Source organism: Streptomyces sp. NPDC055189 (assembly GCF_053606765.1).
In genome coordinates this window covers 14,075-27,034 of record NZ_JBSGSG010000114.1, presented here as the reverse complement: position 1 = coordinate 27,034, position 12,960 = coordinate 14,075, and the positions used below count along the sequence as shown (strand labels likewise).

General features: G+C 72.0%; 26 protein-coding genes. All 26 read right to left on the bottom strand.

From position 1 onward, the window contains the following. Positions 1 to 697 (bottom strand): hypothetical protein (locus ACWFR3_RS42570; RefSeq protein WP_453740058.1); only part of this gene is annotated, 697 nt, incomplete at its 3' end. Beyond that, positions 694 to 1,200, bottom strand: a complete 507-nt coding sequence (locus ACWFR3_RS42565; RefSeq protein ID WP_365437376.1) for a hypothetical protein — start codon at positions 1,198 to 1,200, stop codon at positions 694 to 696. The genes ACWFR3_RS42565 and ACWFR3_RS42570, both read right to left, overlap by 4 nt. Positions 1,201 to 1,211: 11 nt before the next feature. Further along, a complete protein-coding gene (locus ACWFR3_RS42560; RefSeq protein WP_365437379.1) occupies positions 1,212 to 1,367 on the bottom strand; it encodes a hypothetical protein in 156 nt (51 codons plus the stop codon). A gap of 10 nt (positions 1,368 to 1,377) precedes the next feature. Continuing rightward, a complete protein-coding gene (locus tag ACWFR3_RS42555; RefSeq protein ID WP_376041138.1) occupies positions 1,378 to 1,842 on the bottom strand; it encodes a helix-turn-helix domain-containing protein in 465 nt (154 codons plus the stop codon). Beyond that, on the bottom strand, positions 1,839 to 2,102 hold the full coding sequence (locus tag ACWFR3_RS42550; RefSeq protein ID WP_375852323.1) for a hypothetical protein: 264 nt from the start codon (positions 2,100 to 2,102) through the stop codon (positions 1,839 to 1,841). Before ACWFR3_RS42550 ends, ACWFR3_RS42555 begins: the two co-directional genes overlap by 4 nt. Further along, complete coding sequence (locus ACWFR3_RS42545) at positions 2,099 to 2,323, bottom strand: hypothetical protein (RefSeq protein ID WP_375852322.1); 225 nt, start codon at positions 2,321 to 2,323, stop codon at positions 2,099 to 2,101. Before ACWFR3_RS42545 ends, ACWFR3_RS42550 begins: the two co-directional genes overlap by 4 nt. 103 nt (positions 2,324 to 2,426) lie before the next feature. Beyond that, the gene (locus tag ACWFR3_RS42540; protein ID WP_376041136.1) at positions 2,427 to 2,636 is read right to left on the bottom strand and encodes a hypothetical protein; all 210 of its coding nucleotides are present in this window, start codon (positions 2,634 to 2,636) and stop codon (positions 2,427 to 2,429) included. A 53-nt stretch (positions 2,637 to 2,689) separates the two neighbouring features. Beyond that, positions 2,690 to 3,334: a hypothetical protein gene (locus ACWFR3_RS42535; protein ID WP_376041134.1), complete on the bottom strand. Its 645-nt coding sequence runs from the start codon at positions 3,332 to 3,334 to the stop codon at positions 2,690 to 2,692. Then, on the bottom strand, positions 3,331 to 3,705 hold the full coding sequence (locus tag ACWFR3_RS42530; protein WP_375852319.1) for a hypothetical protein: 375 nt from the start codon (positions 3,703 to 3,705) through the stop codon (positions 3,331 to 3,333). Before ACWFR3_RS42530 ends, ACWFR3_RS42535 begins: the two co-directional genes overlap by 4 nt. After that, positions 3,702 to 3,899 carry a hypothetical protein gene (locus tag ACWFR3_RS42525; RefSeq protein WP_375852318.1) on the bottom strand — a complete coding sequence of 66 codons (198 nt, stop codon included), beginning with the start codon at positions 3,897 to 3,899 and terminating at the stop codon, positions 3,702 to 3,704. Before ACWFR3_RS42525 ends, ACWFR3_RS42530 begins: the two co-directional genes overlap by 4 nt. 112 nt (positions 3,900 to 4,011) lie before the next feature. Further along, on the bottom strand, positions 4,012 to 4,236 hold the full coding sequence (locus ACWFR3_RS42520; protein WP_375852317.1) for a hypothetical protein: 225 nt from the start codon (positions 4,234 to 4,236) through the stop codon (positions 4,012 to 4,014). Further along, positions 4,236 to 4,394: a hypothetical protein gene (locus ACWFR3_RS42515; protein WP_375852316.1), complete on the bottom strand. Its 159-nt coding sequence runs from the start codon at positions 4,392 to 4,394 to the stop codon at positions 4,236 to 4,238. The genes ACWFR3_RS42520 and ACWFR3_RS42515 overlap by 1 nt, the downstream gene beginning before the upstream one ends. Next, complete coding sequence (locus ACWFR3_RS42510; protein WP_375852315.1) at positions 4,391 to 4,585, bottom strand: hypothetical protein; 195 nt, start codon at positions 4,583 to 4,585, stop codon at positions 4,391 to 4,393. Before ACWFR3_RS42510 ends, ACWFR3_RS42515 begins: the two co-directional genes overlap by 4 nt. Beyond that, entirely contained in the window at positions 4,582 to 5,091 is a 510-nt protein-coding gene (locus tag ACWFR3_RS42505) for a hypothetical protein (protein ID WP_375852314.1), read from the bottom strand. Before ACWFR3_RS42505 ends, ACWFR3_RS42510 begins: the two co-directional genes overlap by 4 nt. Then, positions 5,088 to 5,414 carry a hypothetical protein gene (locus ACWFR3_RS42500; RefSeq protein WP_375852313.1) on the bottom strand — a complete coding sequence of 109 codons (327 nt, stop codon included), beginning with the start codon at positions 5,412 to 5,414 and terminating at the stop codon, positions 5,088 to 5,090. Before ACWFR3_RS42500 ends, ACWFR3_RS42505 begins: the two co-directional genes overlap by 4 nt. 268 nt (positions 5,415 to 5,682) lie before the next feature. Continuing rightward, a complete protein-coding gene (locus ACWFR3_RS42495; protein WP_376125421.1) occupies positions 5,683 to 8,130 on the bottom strand; it encodes a phage/plasmid primase, P4 family in 2,448 nt (815 codons plus the stop codon). Between the two features lie 82 nt (positions 8,131 to 8,212). Further along, complete coding sequence (locus tag ACWFR3_RS42490) at positions 8,213 to 8,569, bottom strand: hypothetical protein (protein WP_375852347.1); 357 nt, start codon at positions 8,567 to 8,569, stop codon at positions 8,213 to 8,215. A gap of 3 nt (positions 8,570 to 8,572) precedes the next feature. Continuing rightward, positions 8,573 to 8,830: a hypothetical protein gene (locus ACWFR3_RS42485; RefSeq protein WP_375852346.1), complete on the bottom strand. Its 258-nt coding sequence runs from the start codon at positions 8,828 to 8,830 to the stop codon at positions 8,573 to 8,575. Between the two features lie 33 nt (positions 8,831 to 8,863). Then, positions 8,864 to 9,292: a hypothetical protein gene (locus ACWFR3_RS42480; RefSeq protein WP_375852345.1), complete on the bottom strand. Its 429-nt coding sequence runs from the start codon at positions 9,290 to 9,292 to the stop codon at positions 8,864 to 8,866. Between the two features lie 75 nt (positions 9,293 to 9,367). Beyond that, positions 9,368 to 9,955: a hypothetical protein gene (locus tag ACWFR3_RS42475; RefSeq protein ID WP_365438121.1), complete on the bottom strand. Its 588-nt coding sequence runs from the start codon at positions 9,953 to 9,955 to the stop codon at positions 9,368 to 9,370. 16 nt (positions 9,956 to 9,971) lie between these two features. Continuing rightward, positions 9,972 to 10,793 carry a hypothetical protein gene (locus ACWFR3_RS42470; protein WP_376041024.1) on the bottom strand — a complete coding sequence of 274 codons (822 nt, stop codon included), beginning with the start codon at positions 10,791 to 10,793 and terminating at the stop codon, positions 9,972 to 9,974. A 2-nt stretch (positions 10,794 to 10,795) separates the two neighbouring features. Further along, entirely contained in the window at positions 10,796 to 11,374 is a 579-nt protein-coding gene (locus ACWFR3_RS42465; protein WP_376041026.1) for a hypothetical protein, read from the bottom strand. Next, a complete protein-coding gene (locus tag ACWFR3_RS42460; RefSeq protein WP_376041029.1) occupies positions 11,371 to 11,544 on the bottom strand; it encodes a hypothetical protein in 174 nt (57 codons plus the stop codon). Before ACWFR3_RS42460 ends, ACWFR3_RS42465 begins: the two co-directional genes overlap by 4 nt. Further along, on the bottom strand, positions 11,541 to 12,044 hold the full coding sequence (locus tag ACWFR3_RS42455) for a hypothetical protein (RefSeq protein WP_375852360.1): 504 nt from the start codon (positions 12,042 to 12,044) through the stop codon (positions 11,541 to 11,543). Before ACWFR3_RS42455 ends, ACWFR3_RS42460 begins: the two co-directional genes overlap by 4 nt. A 76-nt stretch (positions 12,045 to 12,120) precedes the next feature. Further along, entirely contained in the window at positions 12,121 to 12,573 is a 453-nt protein-coding gene (locus ACWFR3_RS42450) for a hypothetical protein (RefSeq protein WP_375852361.1), read from the bottom strand. 144 nt (positions 12,574 to 12,717) lie between these two features. Beyond that, positions 12,718 to 12,960, bottom strand: a 243-nt coding sequence (locus tag ACWFR3_RS42445; protein WP_453740057.1) for a hypothetical protein, incomplete at its 5' end; no start/stop codon positions are given.

Sequence of the window (12,960 nt, the reverse complement as noted above, 5' to 3'; positions counted from 1 at the left end):
CCGCCCACACCGTGAAGGCGTCCGGCTCGTGGACGTTGCCGGGGTGCGGGAAGGAGATCTTCAGGACGGCGGGCGTCCCGTCGTACCGGCGGCGGGCGGCGTCTGCGGGGTCGCGTACGACGGCTCCCGCAAGGCCGATGGGCTCTACACGCAACCCCTTCTGAGAGGGGTCCTCGGGCGCGTTGTTGGCGTTGGTGTTGTTGCCTGACCTGCAACAACACGCGTCTGAGTGGGCGTCGCTCTCGGCCGGGGAGGGGGCCGGTATGTCGTCCTGGTGGATGCCCGGCCCGTTCCCTGCGGGTGTGCGCACGCCCGACCTGACGCGGATGCCGGCGGCCTTCAGCAGGGTGCGCACGGCCTTCGTGTCGGGCGCGCCGACCGCCTTCTGCAGCTCGGTGAGGAGGACGTGCCGGCCGTCGCCGGACAGCGTCCGCAGCGCGGCGGCGACGTCCGGGGCTTCCTCGGCCGCGGGCTCGTCCTCGTCGTCCTGGCGGCGGCGGGCGAACCACCGGGTGGCGCGCTGCCAGGCGAGGCACAGCAGTACGCCGACGACGACGTAGGCGGTCTCGGGGACGGCGGCGACCACTCCCCACATGGCGAGCAGCAGGACTGCGACGAGGACCAGGCGGGCGGTGCGCTCGCTCATCCCGCCGGCCTCGGCCTCGACGAGCGGCTGCTCGGTGTCCGTGGTGCTCATCCGAACACCCCGGTGAAGCCGCTGCCGAGGAGGTTGGCGCTCGACCCCAGCGGGATCGCGGCCACCCCGGCGACGTTGCCGGACAGGGCGATCAGGACTCCGGCAAGGCAGCCGAGGACGATCTTCGCGTTGGCCTGGCGGGGGCCCCACTTGAGTAGGCCGAGAAGGACGAGCGTGATCAGGAAGACGACGACGTACCCGCCGTCGGTGAGGACCAGCTGATTCGCGCGGGTGACGTCCGGGGCGTTGCCGCCGATCCCCCACACCAGCGCGGCGTAGCCGGCCACGTTGCCCGCCCACAGGGCGACCCAGGTGACACCGCCGAGGGCGGAGACGGAGCCGAGCGCTGCGAGGGCGGCGAGCATCCCGTACAGCACGGACAGGACGAAGGGGATCAGGGCTCCGAGCCTGCGCTTCTCGCGCATGACCCAGCGCATGACGAACAGGATGATGATGCCGACGCCGAGGGCGACGCCGCCGAGGTTGATGGCCATGTACGGCACAGCGGGGTCCTTCAGTGGAGGACGGTCACGGCGAGCGCGACGAGGGTGAGGATGAGCGCGCACGTCCCGGTAATGGGCGGGATGGTGCGCCGGTCGACGAGGGCGAGGCCGACGAGGGCGCCACCGGTGGCGAGGACGAAGAACGCGGCGAGCGCGGCGAGCCACATGGCGCGCCGCCTACTGCGCCGTGGCGGTGTCGTGGCTCGGGTGGCTCGCGCGCCGTACGGCGTTGGCGCGCCAGGTGGCGCGCCGCTGCTCAGCGGCGGTGTGGATGGCGCGCGCCACCGGCTCGGGCAGGCGGCCCGTGAACGGGTCAACGAGGATGTTCAGGTCCTGGACGAGCCACGCGGGCAGGTCGTGGATGAGCCGTGGCGCGCGGGGTGCGCCGCTGGTCGGCGGGGGTGGCGCGGCGTCCGGCTCGTCCGGCTCGTGGGGTGGCGCGTCCTGTGGCTCGTGGCGCGGCTCGTCCGGCTCGGTGCCCGGCTCGGCGGCTGGCGCGTCCGGCTCGTCCGTGGCGCGGAGGGCGCGCGCCACGGTGCTGTGGTGGATGCCGAGCTGGCGCCCGATGGCGCGGTGGCTCATGCCCTTGTCGGCGAGCTGGCGCACGGTGGCGCGGGTGGCGTCGTCGATCGGAGTGCTCATCGCGCGCCACCTCGCTCGGCGTGGCGCTTGGCCGCCTTGGTCTCCTCCTGGGCGAGCTTTTGGCGGAGGTAGTCGACGTTCCAGCCGAGGTCTGCGGGGTCCTCGTCGAGGGCCTTGCGCACGGTGAGAGCCCAGCCGGCACGCTCGACGAGGCGGGCCTCGTAGCCGGGGGCGTCGCACGGGAGGGTGATCGCGTCGAGGACGGCGGTGAGGAGCGCGCGCAGGTCGCGCACCTCGTCGGGGGTGGGCTTGGTGCTCATCGCGCACCACCTCGCTCGGTGCCCCGTGCGATGAGGAACGCGTCGTCGCGGTGGTTCTGGACGCGGCGGGCGGCGTTGCTCTCGTAGTCGGCGCGGCACAGCCGGTGCAGTTCGGCGAGGCGGGCGTTGGCGGCCGTGCGACGGATGAAGCCTCCGGCGACCAGCCGCCGGGGCGTGGGGGAACTTGCGGCCCCGACGGGGCGCGCGAAATGATCGGGCATGCCGACTCCTGCTCTGATCAGGATGTTCGGTAGAGGGTCGGGCGGCGCGCGCGCCTCCTCGGTGTTCCAGCACCGTGGAGAGCTGCTGTCCGGCCCTCGCTGTCTATTCGGTTGTGTACTTCTTGATCGCCTTCGCTACGGCGGTCCAGCTGAGGTTCAGCTGTTTCGCCAGGGCGTAGACGCTGCCGAGTTCGCCAGCCCCTTCCTTCAGGGCTTCCGCTCGTCGTCTGCGGGCCTGTTCCGCTTGGGCTTCGAGCTGTTCCAGCAACTCGTCCTCCGTGCGGATCCGGTCCCGCCATGGGGGCGTCTTCACCTCCCCAAGGGTATCGCATCCCCCGTTATGCGCAACCCCCCATTGCGTACTGCTCACGCGGCCTCGCTCGGCTGGAGCTGCTTCAGCAGCAAGTAATCCTTCGGCTGGTACTCGGTGCCGCACCAGCGGCACGTCAGCGTCGCCTCCCCGGGGTAGGAGCGCAGGACGGCCCCGCACACCTGGCCGTCGGGGAAGGCGGCGACACACAGTCCAATGCGTGTGCCGTGCTGGCGCTTGCGCTCCTCCGGGTCCTCCGGGTCGACGATCGTAAGCACGTCGCCCTCCAGGCCGCGCACCTCGACCGCCATCTCCCCGGCCAACGGCCAGCTGCTCGCGATCCAGTCCATGTTGATGGTGAGGGCGCGGGCGGCCACGGTGACGCGGCGGCCAATGTCGGCGGGGACGGCGGGGGTGCCCCAGCCGCGGTCGGCTTGCATGGCGGCCCGCCAGTCCTCGAGGACTCCGGCGATACCGCCGGCCGCGCGGAGGCTGAGCACGTCCTCGCGAGCGGGCAGCGGCGCCTCGCAAGGCCGGGTGCGCCCGTACTGGGGGCTGCCGCTGCTGCCGGGGGCGAGGAACGCCTCCAGCGCGGCCCAGAGCCGCGGCATGCGCTCCAGGCGCTGGGTGGTGGCGCGAGTGCAGCCGTCGCACAGGTAGCCGTGCTCCAGCTGCCGCTCGCACAGTCCGCAGTCGTTCACGGGGTGCTCTGCTCCTTCGGCTCCGGGAGGGCGGTCCGAATCGCCTCGACAGCGGTAGCGGTGCGGATCGTGTCCGGCAGCCGCTGCTCCCACGCGTCGGTCATCTGCCGCACGCGCTCGATGGCGGCCTCCGCCTGCTGGGTCGCCGCGCGTCGTTGCCCGGTCCGGCGCCGCTCAGCAGCCAGCTCGGCGGCGATCCGGTCGCGATCACGTTCGATCTCCTCGGCCTTGGCCTTCCACGTGGCGCGGCCGTTGATGATCTGCTCGACACGGCGGCGCAGTGCCACGCCCTCGGCCTCGCTGAGGACGCCGCGGGCGGCTCGGTCGGCGAGGACGCGGAGAAGGTTCAGCGGGTCGGTGGGCTCGGTCATCGTGCGCTCCGCGGGTCGTCGGGGATGTCCAGGCCGGCCACGATCGCGTCGAAGCGGGCGCGCTCGTTGGCGATGAACGCGGCGTCGTCGTCGCGGGCGGCGGCGCCGACGGGCACGTACCGGATGCGGGCCGTTCGGTGGCCCCAGCACCAGCCGGCGGCAAGGGCCAAGAGGGCGGCGAGGAGGTAGGTCACGGGTGCCTCTTTCGGGTGTGGCGGCGGATCGCGCGCCCTGCCCGGTGGAGGCCAAGCAGGGCGGCGCTGATGAACGGGCCTGCGACGAGGCCGAACGCGAGCGCGTAGGCGATCACGCGGCTTCCCGGTAGTCGTGAGCGGCTGCGCGCCTGCTGCGCGCCCAGGACGGGCGGACAGTGCGCCGCCACAGGGCGCGTGCGGCGGCCGTGAGGACGGCAATCGTGCCGAGGAGGGCGAGGGTGCCGGCCGCGGCGAAGACGGCGACCCAGGCGAGGAGAGCCCAGCCGAGCGCAACTGCGGTGTCGATGGCGTCGGCGAAGAGTTCGGCGCTGGACATCAGTTGCTCCTTGAGGCGGTGGCGGGGCGGCCGGCGGTGATGTGCCAGCCGAGCGCCTTGAGTTCGGCGACGACGAGGCGGGACAACAGGTCGGGGCTGGCTGCGGGGTGTTCTTGCATGACGGAGGCGATGACGGCGCGCACGGCGTCGGGGATCACGCGGCGGCTCCGTGGGGGCAGTGGCCGACGGTGACGCGGGCGGTCAGGGCGAGAACGTCGCGACGGCCGGTGGCGCGCTGGTGGTGGCCGCAGCCGCACAGCCAGTCCGCGACCGGGGTGTCGTCGCGGTCCAGGCCGCGGACGGTGAGGCCGGCCGGGATGCCGGACACGAGGGTGGGCTGCTCGCTCACGCGGCACCGTCCTCGGCGACCAGACCGCGCGACCTGGGGTCGCAGTGCGTGCAGTGGCACGGCCCCTCGGCGTAGGCGGGCGTCTGGCATTCCCTGATGTCCGTCCAGCCGGTGGCGTCGCTGATGACGAGGACGAGTTGCCCGCCCGCAGTCTTGCTGCCCAGGCGCATGTCCGGGCCGACGAGGCGGGTGTGGTCGTCGTCGTCCAGGAGCCCGGCGTCGACCAGGCCGTCGACGGCGGCCTTGAACGAGGGGTACCAGTTCGCGGGGTCGGCGCGGCCGGCGCGGGCCGGGCGGTAGTAGCCGACGATGCGGGCCCGCTCGAACAGCGCGTTGGGTTTGGCCGCGGCGAGCGCCTCCACCAGCGGGCGGTGCCCGGCCACGGCCTCGATGGCAGCCGCGCGGATCGTGCGGGTGCGCTCGGCGCGGACGTGGTGGTGGGTGCGCCGGTTCGCGTTCAGCAGCGGCAGCCCGGCGGGAAGTTCGATGGTGAAGGACTGGCTCACAGCAGGGTCTCCTGGACGGGTCGGGGTCGGCATTCGTGGTCGGCGAGGACTTGATGGGTGCAGGCGGTGGCGTGCCAGCGGTCGCGCCAGCGGATGCGCGCCGGGAGGTGCTTGTGCTGGACGAGGCACCACAGGAGCCGTCCGGCCGGCGCAGTGGCCGGGTCGACGGGGTGCGGGTCGGCGCGGACGTCGACGGCGGCGACGCGGTCCGCGGTGCGGGCGACGATCGTGTCCGCTTGGCAGCGGGGGCACGGCTGGTGCCGGGGGCGTTGGGCGGAGGCCTCAGCGCGGGCGGCGACGAGGTGCGCGGGCAGGCTGGCCATCAGGCGCCGCCGAAGGGGTGCGAAGGGGTTGCGAAGGCATGTGCGAAGGGGTGCGCGAAGGGGTTGACCTGCGGTGCGAAGGGGTCGAAGGGGTTTTGCGCTGCTCCCCTTGCATAGAGGCACTGCTGGTTTTCCTTCTCCTTATGTGCGTGGGCGTAGAAAAACCCCTTCGACCCCTTCGACTTGCAGGTCAAAGCCTTCGCAGACCCCTTCGCAAACCCCTTCGCAACCCCTTCGCACCCCTTCGCAGACCCCTTCGCACGGCCGGTCATCGGGCACCTCCGAGCAAGGCCATGGCGAGACCGAGCGTCACGGCGCGGCGGGTCCTGGAGTCCTTGGACTGGGCGTAGCCCTGCTCCTGCAGGCGGACGGTGAACGCCTTCATCGACATGGGGTGCCGGATCCCGGCCTTCTCGGCCCACGTCTTGTAGCTGCCGTACAGATGGCCGTTCTCGGTGACGGCGTCGGCGACGTCGTCGGTCTCCTCTTCCAGCCATGTGGCGAGCGGGTTGGACTGGGCGATGTGCTCGCGGGTCTTGGCGGTGACGGACTCGGGGACGGCCAGGCCTTGCTTCTGCCAGTCGAGGCAGCCGCGGATGGCCCAGTTGAGGACGCCTGCCGCTTCGCGGGCGAGGATCTTCTCGGCGAGGCCCTGGATCCGCTTGGCCGGCGGGACGATGACGTCCCAGCCGATGTCCTGGAGGCGGCGGGCCATGCTGTGGCTGCCGGACACGTCGGGCAGGTGGTTGGTCGCCAGGTGGATCTTCCCGACGGGCTTGAACTCGAAGAACTCGGCGTTCAGGAACCGGGCGGACACGGGGTCTTCGCCGGTGAGCCGCTTGACGAGTTCCTCGTCGAGGGGCTTGCCGCGGCCTTCCGCGTTGCGGCCGGTCTCGGACGTCGACAGGAGCCGTTTGCCGACCATGCGGGCGATGTCGTTGGGGATGCCGCCGTCGCCGTGCTTGGCCATCAGGGTGGAGGCGGGCACGGCCTGGGCGTACTCGCCGAGGAGGCCCATGACGACGCGCATGAATACGCCTTTGCCGTTCTGGCCCTCGCCGTGGTGGATGAACATGACCTGCTCGCCGGTGCAGGCGGTGACGCTGTAGCCGACGACGCGGGCGAGGTAGGCGCGGCGCTCGAGGTCGGGCATGACGCCGTCGAGGAACTTGTCCCACATGGGGCAGGTGGCGTTCGGGTCGTAGCAGATCGGGGACTGCTGCATGAGGTAGAGGCCGCGGTCGTGGGCGCGGAGGTCGCCGGTGGTGAGGTCGACGATGCCGTTGGCGACGTTGAGGAGCATCTCGGGCTTGTCGAAGGCGTCCATGGTGGTGTGGACGGCGGGGTAGGCCTGGAGGACTTCGCGGGCGGCGGCGAGCTTGGGCCGCATGCGCTGCTTGCGGGCCCAGGCGAGGAACTGTTCGTGCTGGCTGGCGGTTTCCTTGCCCTTGTCGTCGGTGACGGGCTCGTCGCTGTAGTTGGGGGCTTCGTCCTCGAGCTGGTTGATGGTGTCGACGACGCGGGTCCACACGCCGGTGTTGGCGGCCTTGAGGTTCCAGCGGCCTTTGTCGTAGTAGGCCCAGCGTTCGATGTCGGCGAGCCATCGGATTTCGCTGCCGTGGCGGTCGATGACGCGTTCGGCGTTGCCGAGGTCGTCCCATTCGCGGGCGGGCATCGGCACTGGGGTGGGGGCGGGCTCCTCGGTGGGCTCGGTCCAGCCGCTGGTGGCCGTCTGCGGGGCGGGGGCGGACTGCGGGGGGAGGAGTCCGGCGAAGGCGTTGCGGTCGCGCGCGGCGGGCGGCCAGGGGGTGCGCGGGTGGGCCATGCCAGCGGTGAGCCCCGAGTTGATGGTGGGCATGGCACGATCGTCGGGATGGCCGCCCGCGCGGGCCGCGGCAAGCAGCGCCTGCCGGGCCTCGGCCTCGGTGAGGGCTCCGGCGCCGACGAGGGTGCCGATGTTGAAGGCGCTGGTGTTGATCTGGTTGTTCTGGTCGCCGTCGGCGGCGCGGGCGATGGCGTCGCACTCGTCCTGGACGGCGCGGCGGGTGTAGGCGTCGAGCTGCGCGGGCGGCAGCTGCAGCGCCGGGGCGGGGCCGGCCGCGACCGGGGCGGGTGCGGGCTTGGTGGTGAGGGCGGTGAGGAGCCAGGTGGGCGCGGCAACCGGCGGCCGGTCGGCGTCTTCCAATTCGTAGACGACGCCGGTGGCGTGGACGGAGCCGGGGCCGATGACGTAGGCGTTGCCGGCGCGGACGTCGCCGTCGAAGCGGCCCTTGAGCGTGCCGAGGCTGTTGCCGAGCTTCATGCTGGCGGGCGCCCAGTAGTAGTCGTGGTGGCCCTGCGCGGTGTGCACGCGCATCGTCGGCGTGTGCCGGTGGCCGAGCGCGGCGGCCGCGTCTTCGATGGCGCCGGGCCGGTCGGAGTCGATGACGAGGAGCTGCTCGCCGTCGGGGCCGGTGCAGGCGCCGACGGCGACGCCGACGTTGCGGAGCTGGGTGCCGAACTGGGCGCGGGCCTGGTGTTCGTCGAGGGTGTGGCTGCGGGTGAAGGCGACGGCGGGGTGCTTGCCGCGCTGGGTGCAGGTGGCGGGGTCGTGGCCCTGGCCGATGCCGATGCAATGGAGCAGGCCCGGGTGGTCCACGGGGAAGACGGCGAAGCCGTGGCGGATGAGCCACAGGGCGCCGTCGAGTGGCGTGTCGCGGACCGTGGTCGTGCTCAACGGGTGTGCTCCTCGGGTTGGTTGGGCGGGGCCCGCCCGCCGCGGGCGGGGAAGGACGGCGGGCGGGCTCGGGGGAAGGCGGTCAGCTCAGGTCGGGGACGCAGAGCCAGCCAGGCCCAGCGAGATCGGGGAGCGTGCCGTAACCGAGGGCGTCGACCGCGGCGGCGAGTTGGTGATTCCAGTCGGCGAGCTGCTCGGGCGTAACGGTCTCGGGCGTGACGTGCTTGTACGTGCCGAGCTCGACTTCGTCGCACTGGGTGGTGAGGAACAGCTCGTCGGCGTCGTAGTTGCCTGCGGACAGGTATCCGACCTCGGGGCACCGGTCCTTGAGCGACTTGAGTTCGGCCTCAATGCGGTCGTTCTCGGCCCACGGGTGGACGCCGTCCGGAAGCGGAACGTGGACGCCGTAGGCGAAGTAGGTGGAGTGGTACATGCCCATGGGTCACGCCTCCTTGCTGGCGGTGTCGTTGGCGATGGCGGTGAGGTGGGCGGTGCCGTCGGCCTGGTTGGCGGCGAGGTTCATGGCGTCGACGAGTTCGGGGTAGGCGGCGCGGAGGCGGGCGGTGTGCTGGAGGTCGGCGGCGTCGATGGTCTGCATGAGCAGCTCGGTGAAGCGGCCGGGCCGGAAGCCGCCGGGGCGGCCGTAGTGCCACAGGACGTGGCGGGCGGTCTCGCTGCCGATGGGCGGTGCGGTCTGCATGCGGTGTTCCTCACGGGCTGATAGGCAGGCGGATCAGAGGGCGTTGGCCATGACGCTGGCCAGGCGGGTCATGAAGGCAATGCGGGCCCGGTCGTCGATGTCGGGGCTGAAGGCGCAGTGCAGGCGGACGAGGGGCGTGTCGTCGCCGTCGACGGTGAGCGTGTGGTCCTCGGGCTCGAGGCCGTCGGCGCCGAGGTCGACGGCCCACTTCGAGACGTCGGCCGCGCCGTTGATCAGGGCGTGGATCTTCCGCTGGACGGTGTTGTACGCCTCGCCGCTGTCGGCCTCGAACGGGAGCAGCTCGCTCCACGTCTTGCCGCCGTCCTCGTGCTCAGTGGAGGCGACGATGTCGTCGTCCATCTGCTCGCCGACGCACATGAACTCGGGGTCCTCGGTGAGCGTGGCGTGCTGGGCTGCGGCTTCGACCCGCAGGTCGTCGTCGGTGTATGGCTGATCGGTCACGGCCGATCTCCTTCTGCTGGTTGGGCCGCCCGCCGTCGCGGCTGGTCAGCGGCGGCGGGCGGTGGCTGGGCGGGCTTAGAAGGGGGGCTCGTTGCCCTGCTGCGGGGCGGCGTAGCCGGGGCCGATCTCGCCGGTGACGGCGTTCACGCCAGCCGGGACCGCGGGCGGCGGGGCCTGGTACTGCGGGGCGGCGGCCGGGGCGGCGTACTGCGCGGGCGCGGCCTGGGCGGCCGGGGCGTTCAGCTCGGACTGGGCGGCGGGGATGTAGCGCGCCGTGTACTGCTTCGGTGCGGAGAAGCCGCGCTGCTTCTGCTCGCCGTCGTGGGTGTAGGTGACGGCGAGGGTGCCGCCGACCTCGAGGCCGCGGGCGCCGGCGGCGCGGACGGCGTCGGCGACGGCGTTCTTCATCTGGCCCTTGACGAAGATGCGGCGCTTGCCGTCGTCGTCCTCCAGGGCGTGGTCGCGCTGGTCGGTCTGGACGGTGACGACGAGCTGCATCATCGGGTCGCCGTTGTTCCAGAACTTCTTCTCGCCGGTCTGGATGTCCCGCTGCTGTTCGACCTTGGGCTGTTCGGTGATGCGGCCGCCGACGGTGGTGCCGGGGGTGGGGAACTTGGCGGTGGGTGCTCCGCCGCCGCCCATGAGGAAGCTGTTCGCGTCCATGCTGATGCTCCTTCGCTTATGCGATGAGGGATTCGAAGCCGTGCCGCGGCGCGGCCGACTGCTGGATGCCGGGGCAGCCGACGCTGGGGTCGGTGCTGCCGGGCTTGAACCACTCGCAGAACCGGCACTTCGCCAGTTCGTCGGTGGGGATCTGGGACCACCAGTCGGGGCCGTAGTCGCTGAGAGCGGCTTCCGAGCTGGCGATGCGCTGCTTGATGTGGTCGAGGCGGGCGAGCCCGTCGAGGGCGACCTGCCGGTTGTACGGCTCGGTCCAGACGTGGACGCGGAGTTCGTGGTAGCGGGCGACGAAGCAGATCGCGACCCGGTTCACGGTCTCGCCCGCGTTCTCCTGGCCGAGCCCGTACAGGTGGGCCTGGATGCGGTACTGAGGGCCGGGCCCTTTGCGCCGGTAGTCGTCCTGCGTGCTGTGGCCGACGAGCTTCCAGTCCCAGACGGTGCCGGTGGCGCGGTCGAACAGGTCGGTGCTGCCCGCGATGACGGCGGCCTCGATCGGGGAGGCGTGGACGGTGACCCGCTCTTCGATCTTGTAGCGGGGCCGGCCGTCCGGGAGCGCTGTCTGGCGCCGCTCGAAGGCTTCTTCCATCCAGGTGTGGAATCCGGTGCCGATGATGCTCGCGGCCGGGTCGCTCGCGGCGGCCGCGCGCGGCCAGTCGAGCAGCTTGTACGTCAGGCGCCGCTCGCACGGGTCGCCGACCTCGCTGGGCCCGAGCCGCTTCTGGAGCGACCGGGGGGCGTTGTGGGCGGTGTCGACGATGAGGCCGGCGATGCGCTCGGCGAGCATCTCGCCGACCTCGTCGCTGCCGCTGGTGCTGGCCATGGTTACGCCACCACCGCCGTCCGGGCGCCGCCGTACACCGGGGTGGCGTTGTGCTCGCGCCAGGGGAGGACTGACTTGAAGGGCTGGCGCCAGGCGATCGGGCCGTGACACTTGCGGTACGGGTCGTGGAACCACTCGCGACGGAAGGACAGGCGGCGGCAGCCCGGGCACTGAATCTGCGGGCCGAACTCGCGGCCCATCTCGCTCTCGAAGGCGTCTTGCCGTTCGAACTCGTCGAGCCTGCGTACCTCGTCGGAGCCGTTGGTCGGCGTCTCCTTGCTGAGGTCGGTCTCCCACGAGTCGTCGGCCGCGTTCAGCAGGGCGTTGTCCTCGCAGTCGGCGTCGACCCAGAGGACGTAGGTCAGCGTCCGCTCGATGACGACCGGGAACTTCCGCTCCCCGACTCCCCACACGCGGGCCTCGCGGGCGGCTTGGTCGAGCAGCGCCTCAACGGCCGGGTCGGGGTCGGCCGGCTCGGGCCGCGACCACTTCTTGTCGAAGTACTCGTGGTCGCCGGTGTGCCCGAGGTCCAGGCGGCACTCCTCGTAGGAGCCCTGCGGGTATGGCTCGTTGCACTTCATGAGGCTTCCTTGCTGGTCTGGTTGTTGAGGCCGAGGGCGTCGAGGAGGAGCCGGAGGTCGCCGCGGTCGCGGGCGGCCTTGAGGACCGCGCGGGATGCGGCGGCGCGCTCCTCGCGGGTGGTGTCTGCCTTGGCGGTGTGCAGGTGGTCGCTGCCGCGTTCGACGTTCACCGGGCGCCGCCCCCACGGGTGTTGAGGGCGTAGTGGCGGTTGTCGGGGTCGTCGACCAGCACGAGGTGTCCGGCTCGCTGCAGGGCGGTGAGGTCGTGGCGGGCGGTGCCGCGCTGCACTACGCCGGGGTCGGTCAGCGCGTAGAGGCTGAGGACGCGGTGGGTGTTCCAGGCGCCGCCGTGGGTGCGGATGGCGTCGAGGAGTCGGGCCTGCCGCTCGGTGAGCCCTTTCGCTTCCTCGCGGGCCACGTCGTCGTCGCTCGCGTGGTGGTGCAGCAAGCGCCGGACCTCGTCCATGTCCGCGTCGTCGACGCGAACCACGGTGCGGAGGGTGCGGACGAGCTGCCGGTACATGGCCAGCTCGCCGGGGTACGCCTCCGCGTCCATCTCGAACTCGGCCACGGCCGAGCGGATCAGGTCGTCTGCGGTCAGGTCGTGCAGCGCAACACCGGTGCCGTAGGCGTCGGACAGGGCGCGGCGGATGTCGTCGAGGGCGCTCATCGCTCGCACCCCCGAACCACGGCGATCGAGCCGAGGACGTACAGGGCGAGCGCGGCAAGGGTGACGGGGAGCGCGATCACTGGGCGGCCCTCGTCTCTTCGCGCAGGGCCTGCGTGGGGGCGATGCGGCGGGTGATGCCGTCGGCCTCGGCGGCGGCGTCCTCGCGCTGTCCGGCGAGGAGGGCGCGCAGGCGCCGCACCTGCGGCTCGACGTTCTCCTCGAGGGCCGTGGCCTTGTCGGTGAGCGCGTGGGCGATCGGGTCTTCGTCGACGGGCCGGTCCTTGGCGACGAGCAGCTCTTCCAGCTCGGCGACGCGGGCCCGCAGCTCCTGGCGGCCGCGCTGTGCCGACGCGAGCGCCAACCGCAGCCGCGCGTTGTCCTGCTCTTCCTCCCACCGAGCAAGGCAGGCGCCGGTGATGTCGTTCCGCAGCTGCTCGTGCTCGGCGGCCTGCTGGGGCGAGTTGAGGAGGCGGGCGGAGTCGAGGGCGAGGATGACGCCGGCGGCGGCGTTCACGCTGCGGGTGGCCATGCCGGACTCGCTTCGACGCGGCAGGGGGTGGTCTGGGATGATTGCGGTCACGGTGACCTCTGCTTTCTCTGCTGTGTAGGGGCGCCGGTCGTGGGGTCGCTCGGGCCGGGAAGCTGTGAGCGGCCCTTCGGCGCGTTCAGGGGTTCAGGCGGTCCGCGCGAACGGCTTGACCGCGTGCCGCTCGTTCTGGCGGCGCAGGTCCTCGGCGGTGAAGGTGATGCGGCCGCCGTCGCGGTGGTGGTGCACCTCGCGGCGGTAGCAGCGCTCCTTCAGGACGCGGACGCTCCGGTACGGCAGGAGCTGCCGGGCGACGACCTCTTCGGGCGTCCACCGGCGGAACTCGGCCTCGTCGGTGACGCCGTACAGCGTCAACAGGTCCTCGACATC

Coding starts and splice junctions, on each gene's coding strand:
- ACWFR3_RS42560 (WP_365437379.1), bottom strand. CDS start 1,367: ATGTGGCTCGCCGCGCTCGCCGCGTTCTTCGTCCTCGCCACCGGTGGC.
- ACWFR3_RS42555 (WP_376041138.1), bottom strand. CDS start 1,842: ATGAGCACTCCGATCGACGACGCCACCCGCGCCACCGTGCGCCAGCTC.
- ACWFR3_RS42550 (WP_375852323.1), bottom strand. CDS start 2,102: ATGAGCACCAAGCCCACCCCCGACGAGGTGCGCGACCTGCGCGCGCTC.
- ACWFR3_RS42545 (WP_375852322.1), bottom strand. CDS start 2,323: ATGCCCGATCATTTCGCGCGCCCCGTCGGGGCCGCAAGTTCCCCCACG.
- ACWFR3_RS42530 (WP_375852319.1), bottom strand. CDS start 3,705: ATGACCGAGCCCACCGACCCGCTGAACCTTCTCCGCGTCCTCGCCGAC.
- ACWFR3_RS42520 (WP_375852317.1), bottom strand. CDS start 4,236: ATGTCCAGCGCCGAACTCTTCGCCGACGCCATCGACACCGCAGTTGCG.
- ACWFR3_RS42500 (WP_375852313.1), bottom strand. CDS start 5,414: ATGGCCAGCCTGCCCGCGCACCTCGTCGCCGCCCGCGCTGAGGCCTCC.
- ACWFR3_RS42490 (WP_375852347.1), bottom strand. CDS start 8,569: ATGGGCATGTACCACTCCACCTACTTCGCCTACGGCGTCCACGTTCCG.
- ACWFR3_RS42485 (WP_375852346.1), bottom strand. CDS start 8,830: ATGCAGACCGCACCGCCCATCGGCAGCGAGACCGCCCGCCACGTCCTG.
- ACWFR3_RS42475 (WP_365438121.1), bottom strand. CDS start 9,955: ATGGACGCGAACAGCTTCCTCATGGGCGGCGGCGGAGCACCCACCGCC.
- ACWFR3_RS42470 (WP_376041024.1), bottom strand. CDS start 10,793: ATGGCCAGCACCAGCGGCAGCGACGAGGTCGGCGAGATGCTCGCCGAG.
- ACWFR3_RS42465 (WP_376041026.1), bottom strand. CDS start 11,374: ATGAAGTGCAACGAGCCATACCCGCAGGGCTCCTACGAGGAGTGCCGC.
- ACWFR3_RS42455 (WP_375852360.1), bottom strand. CDS start 12,044: ATGAGCGCCCTCGACGACATCCGCCGCGCCCTGTCCGACGCCTACGGC.
- ACWFR3_RS42450 (WP_375852361.1), bottom strand. CDS start 12,573: ATGGCCACCCGCAGCGTGAACGCCGCCGCCGGCGTCATCCTCGCCCTC.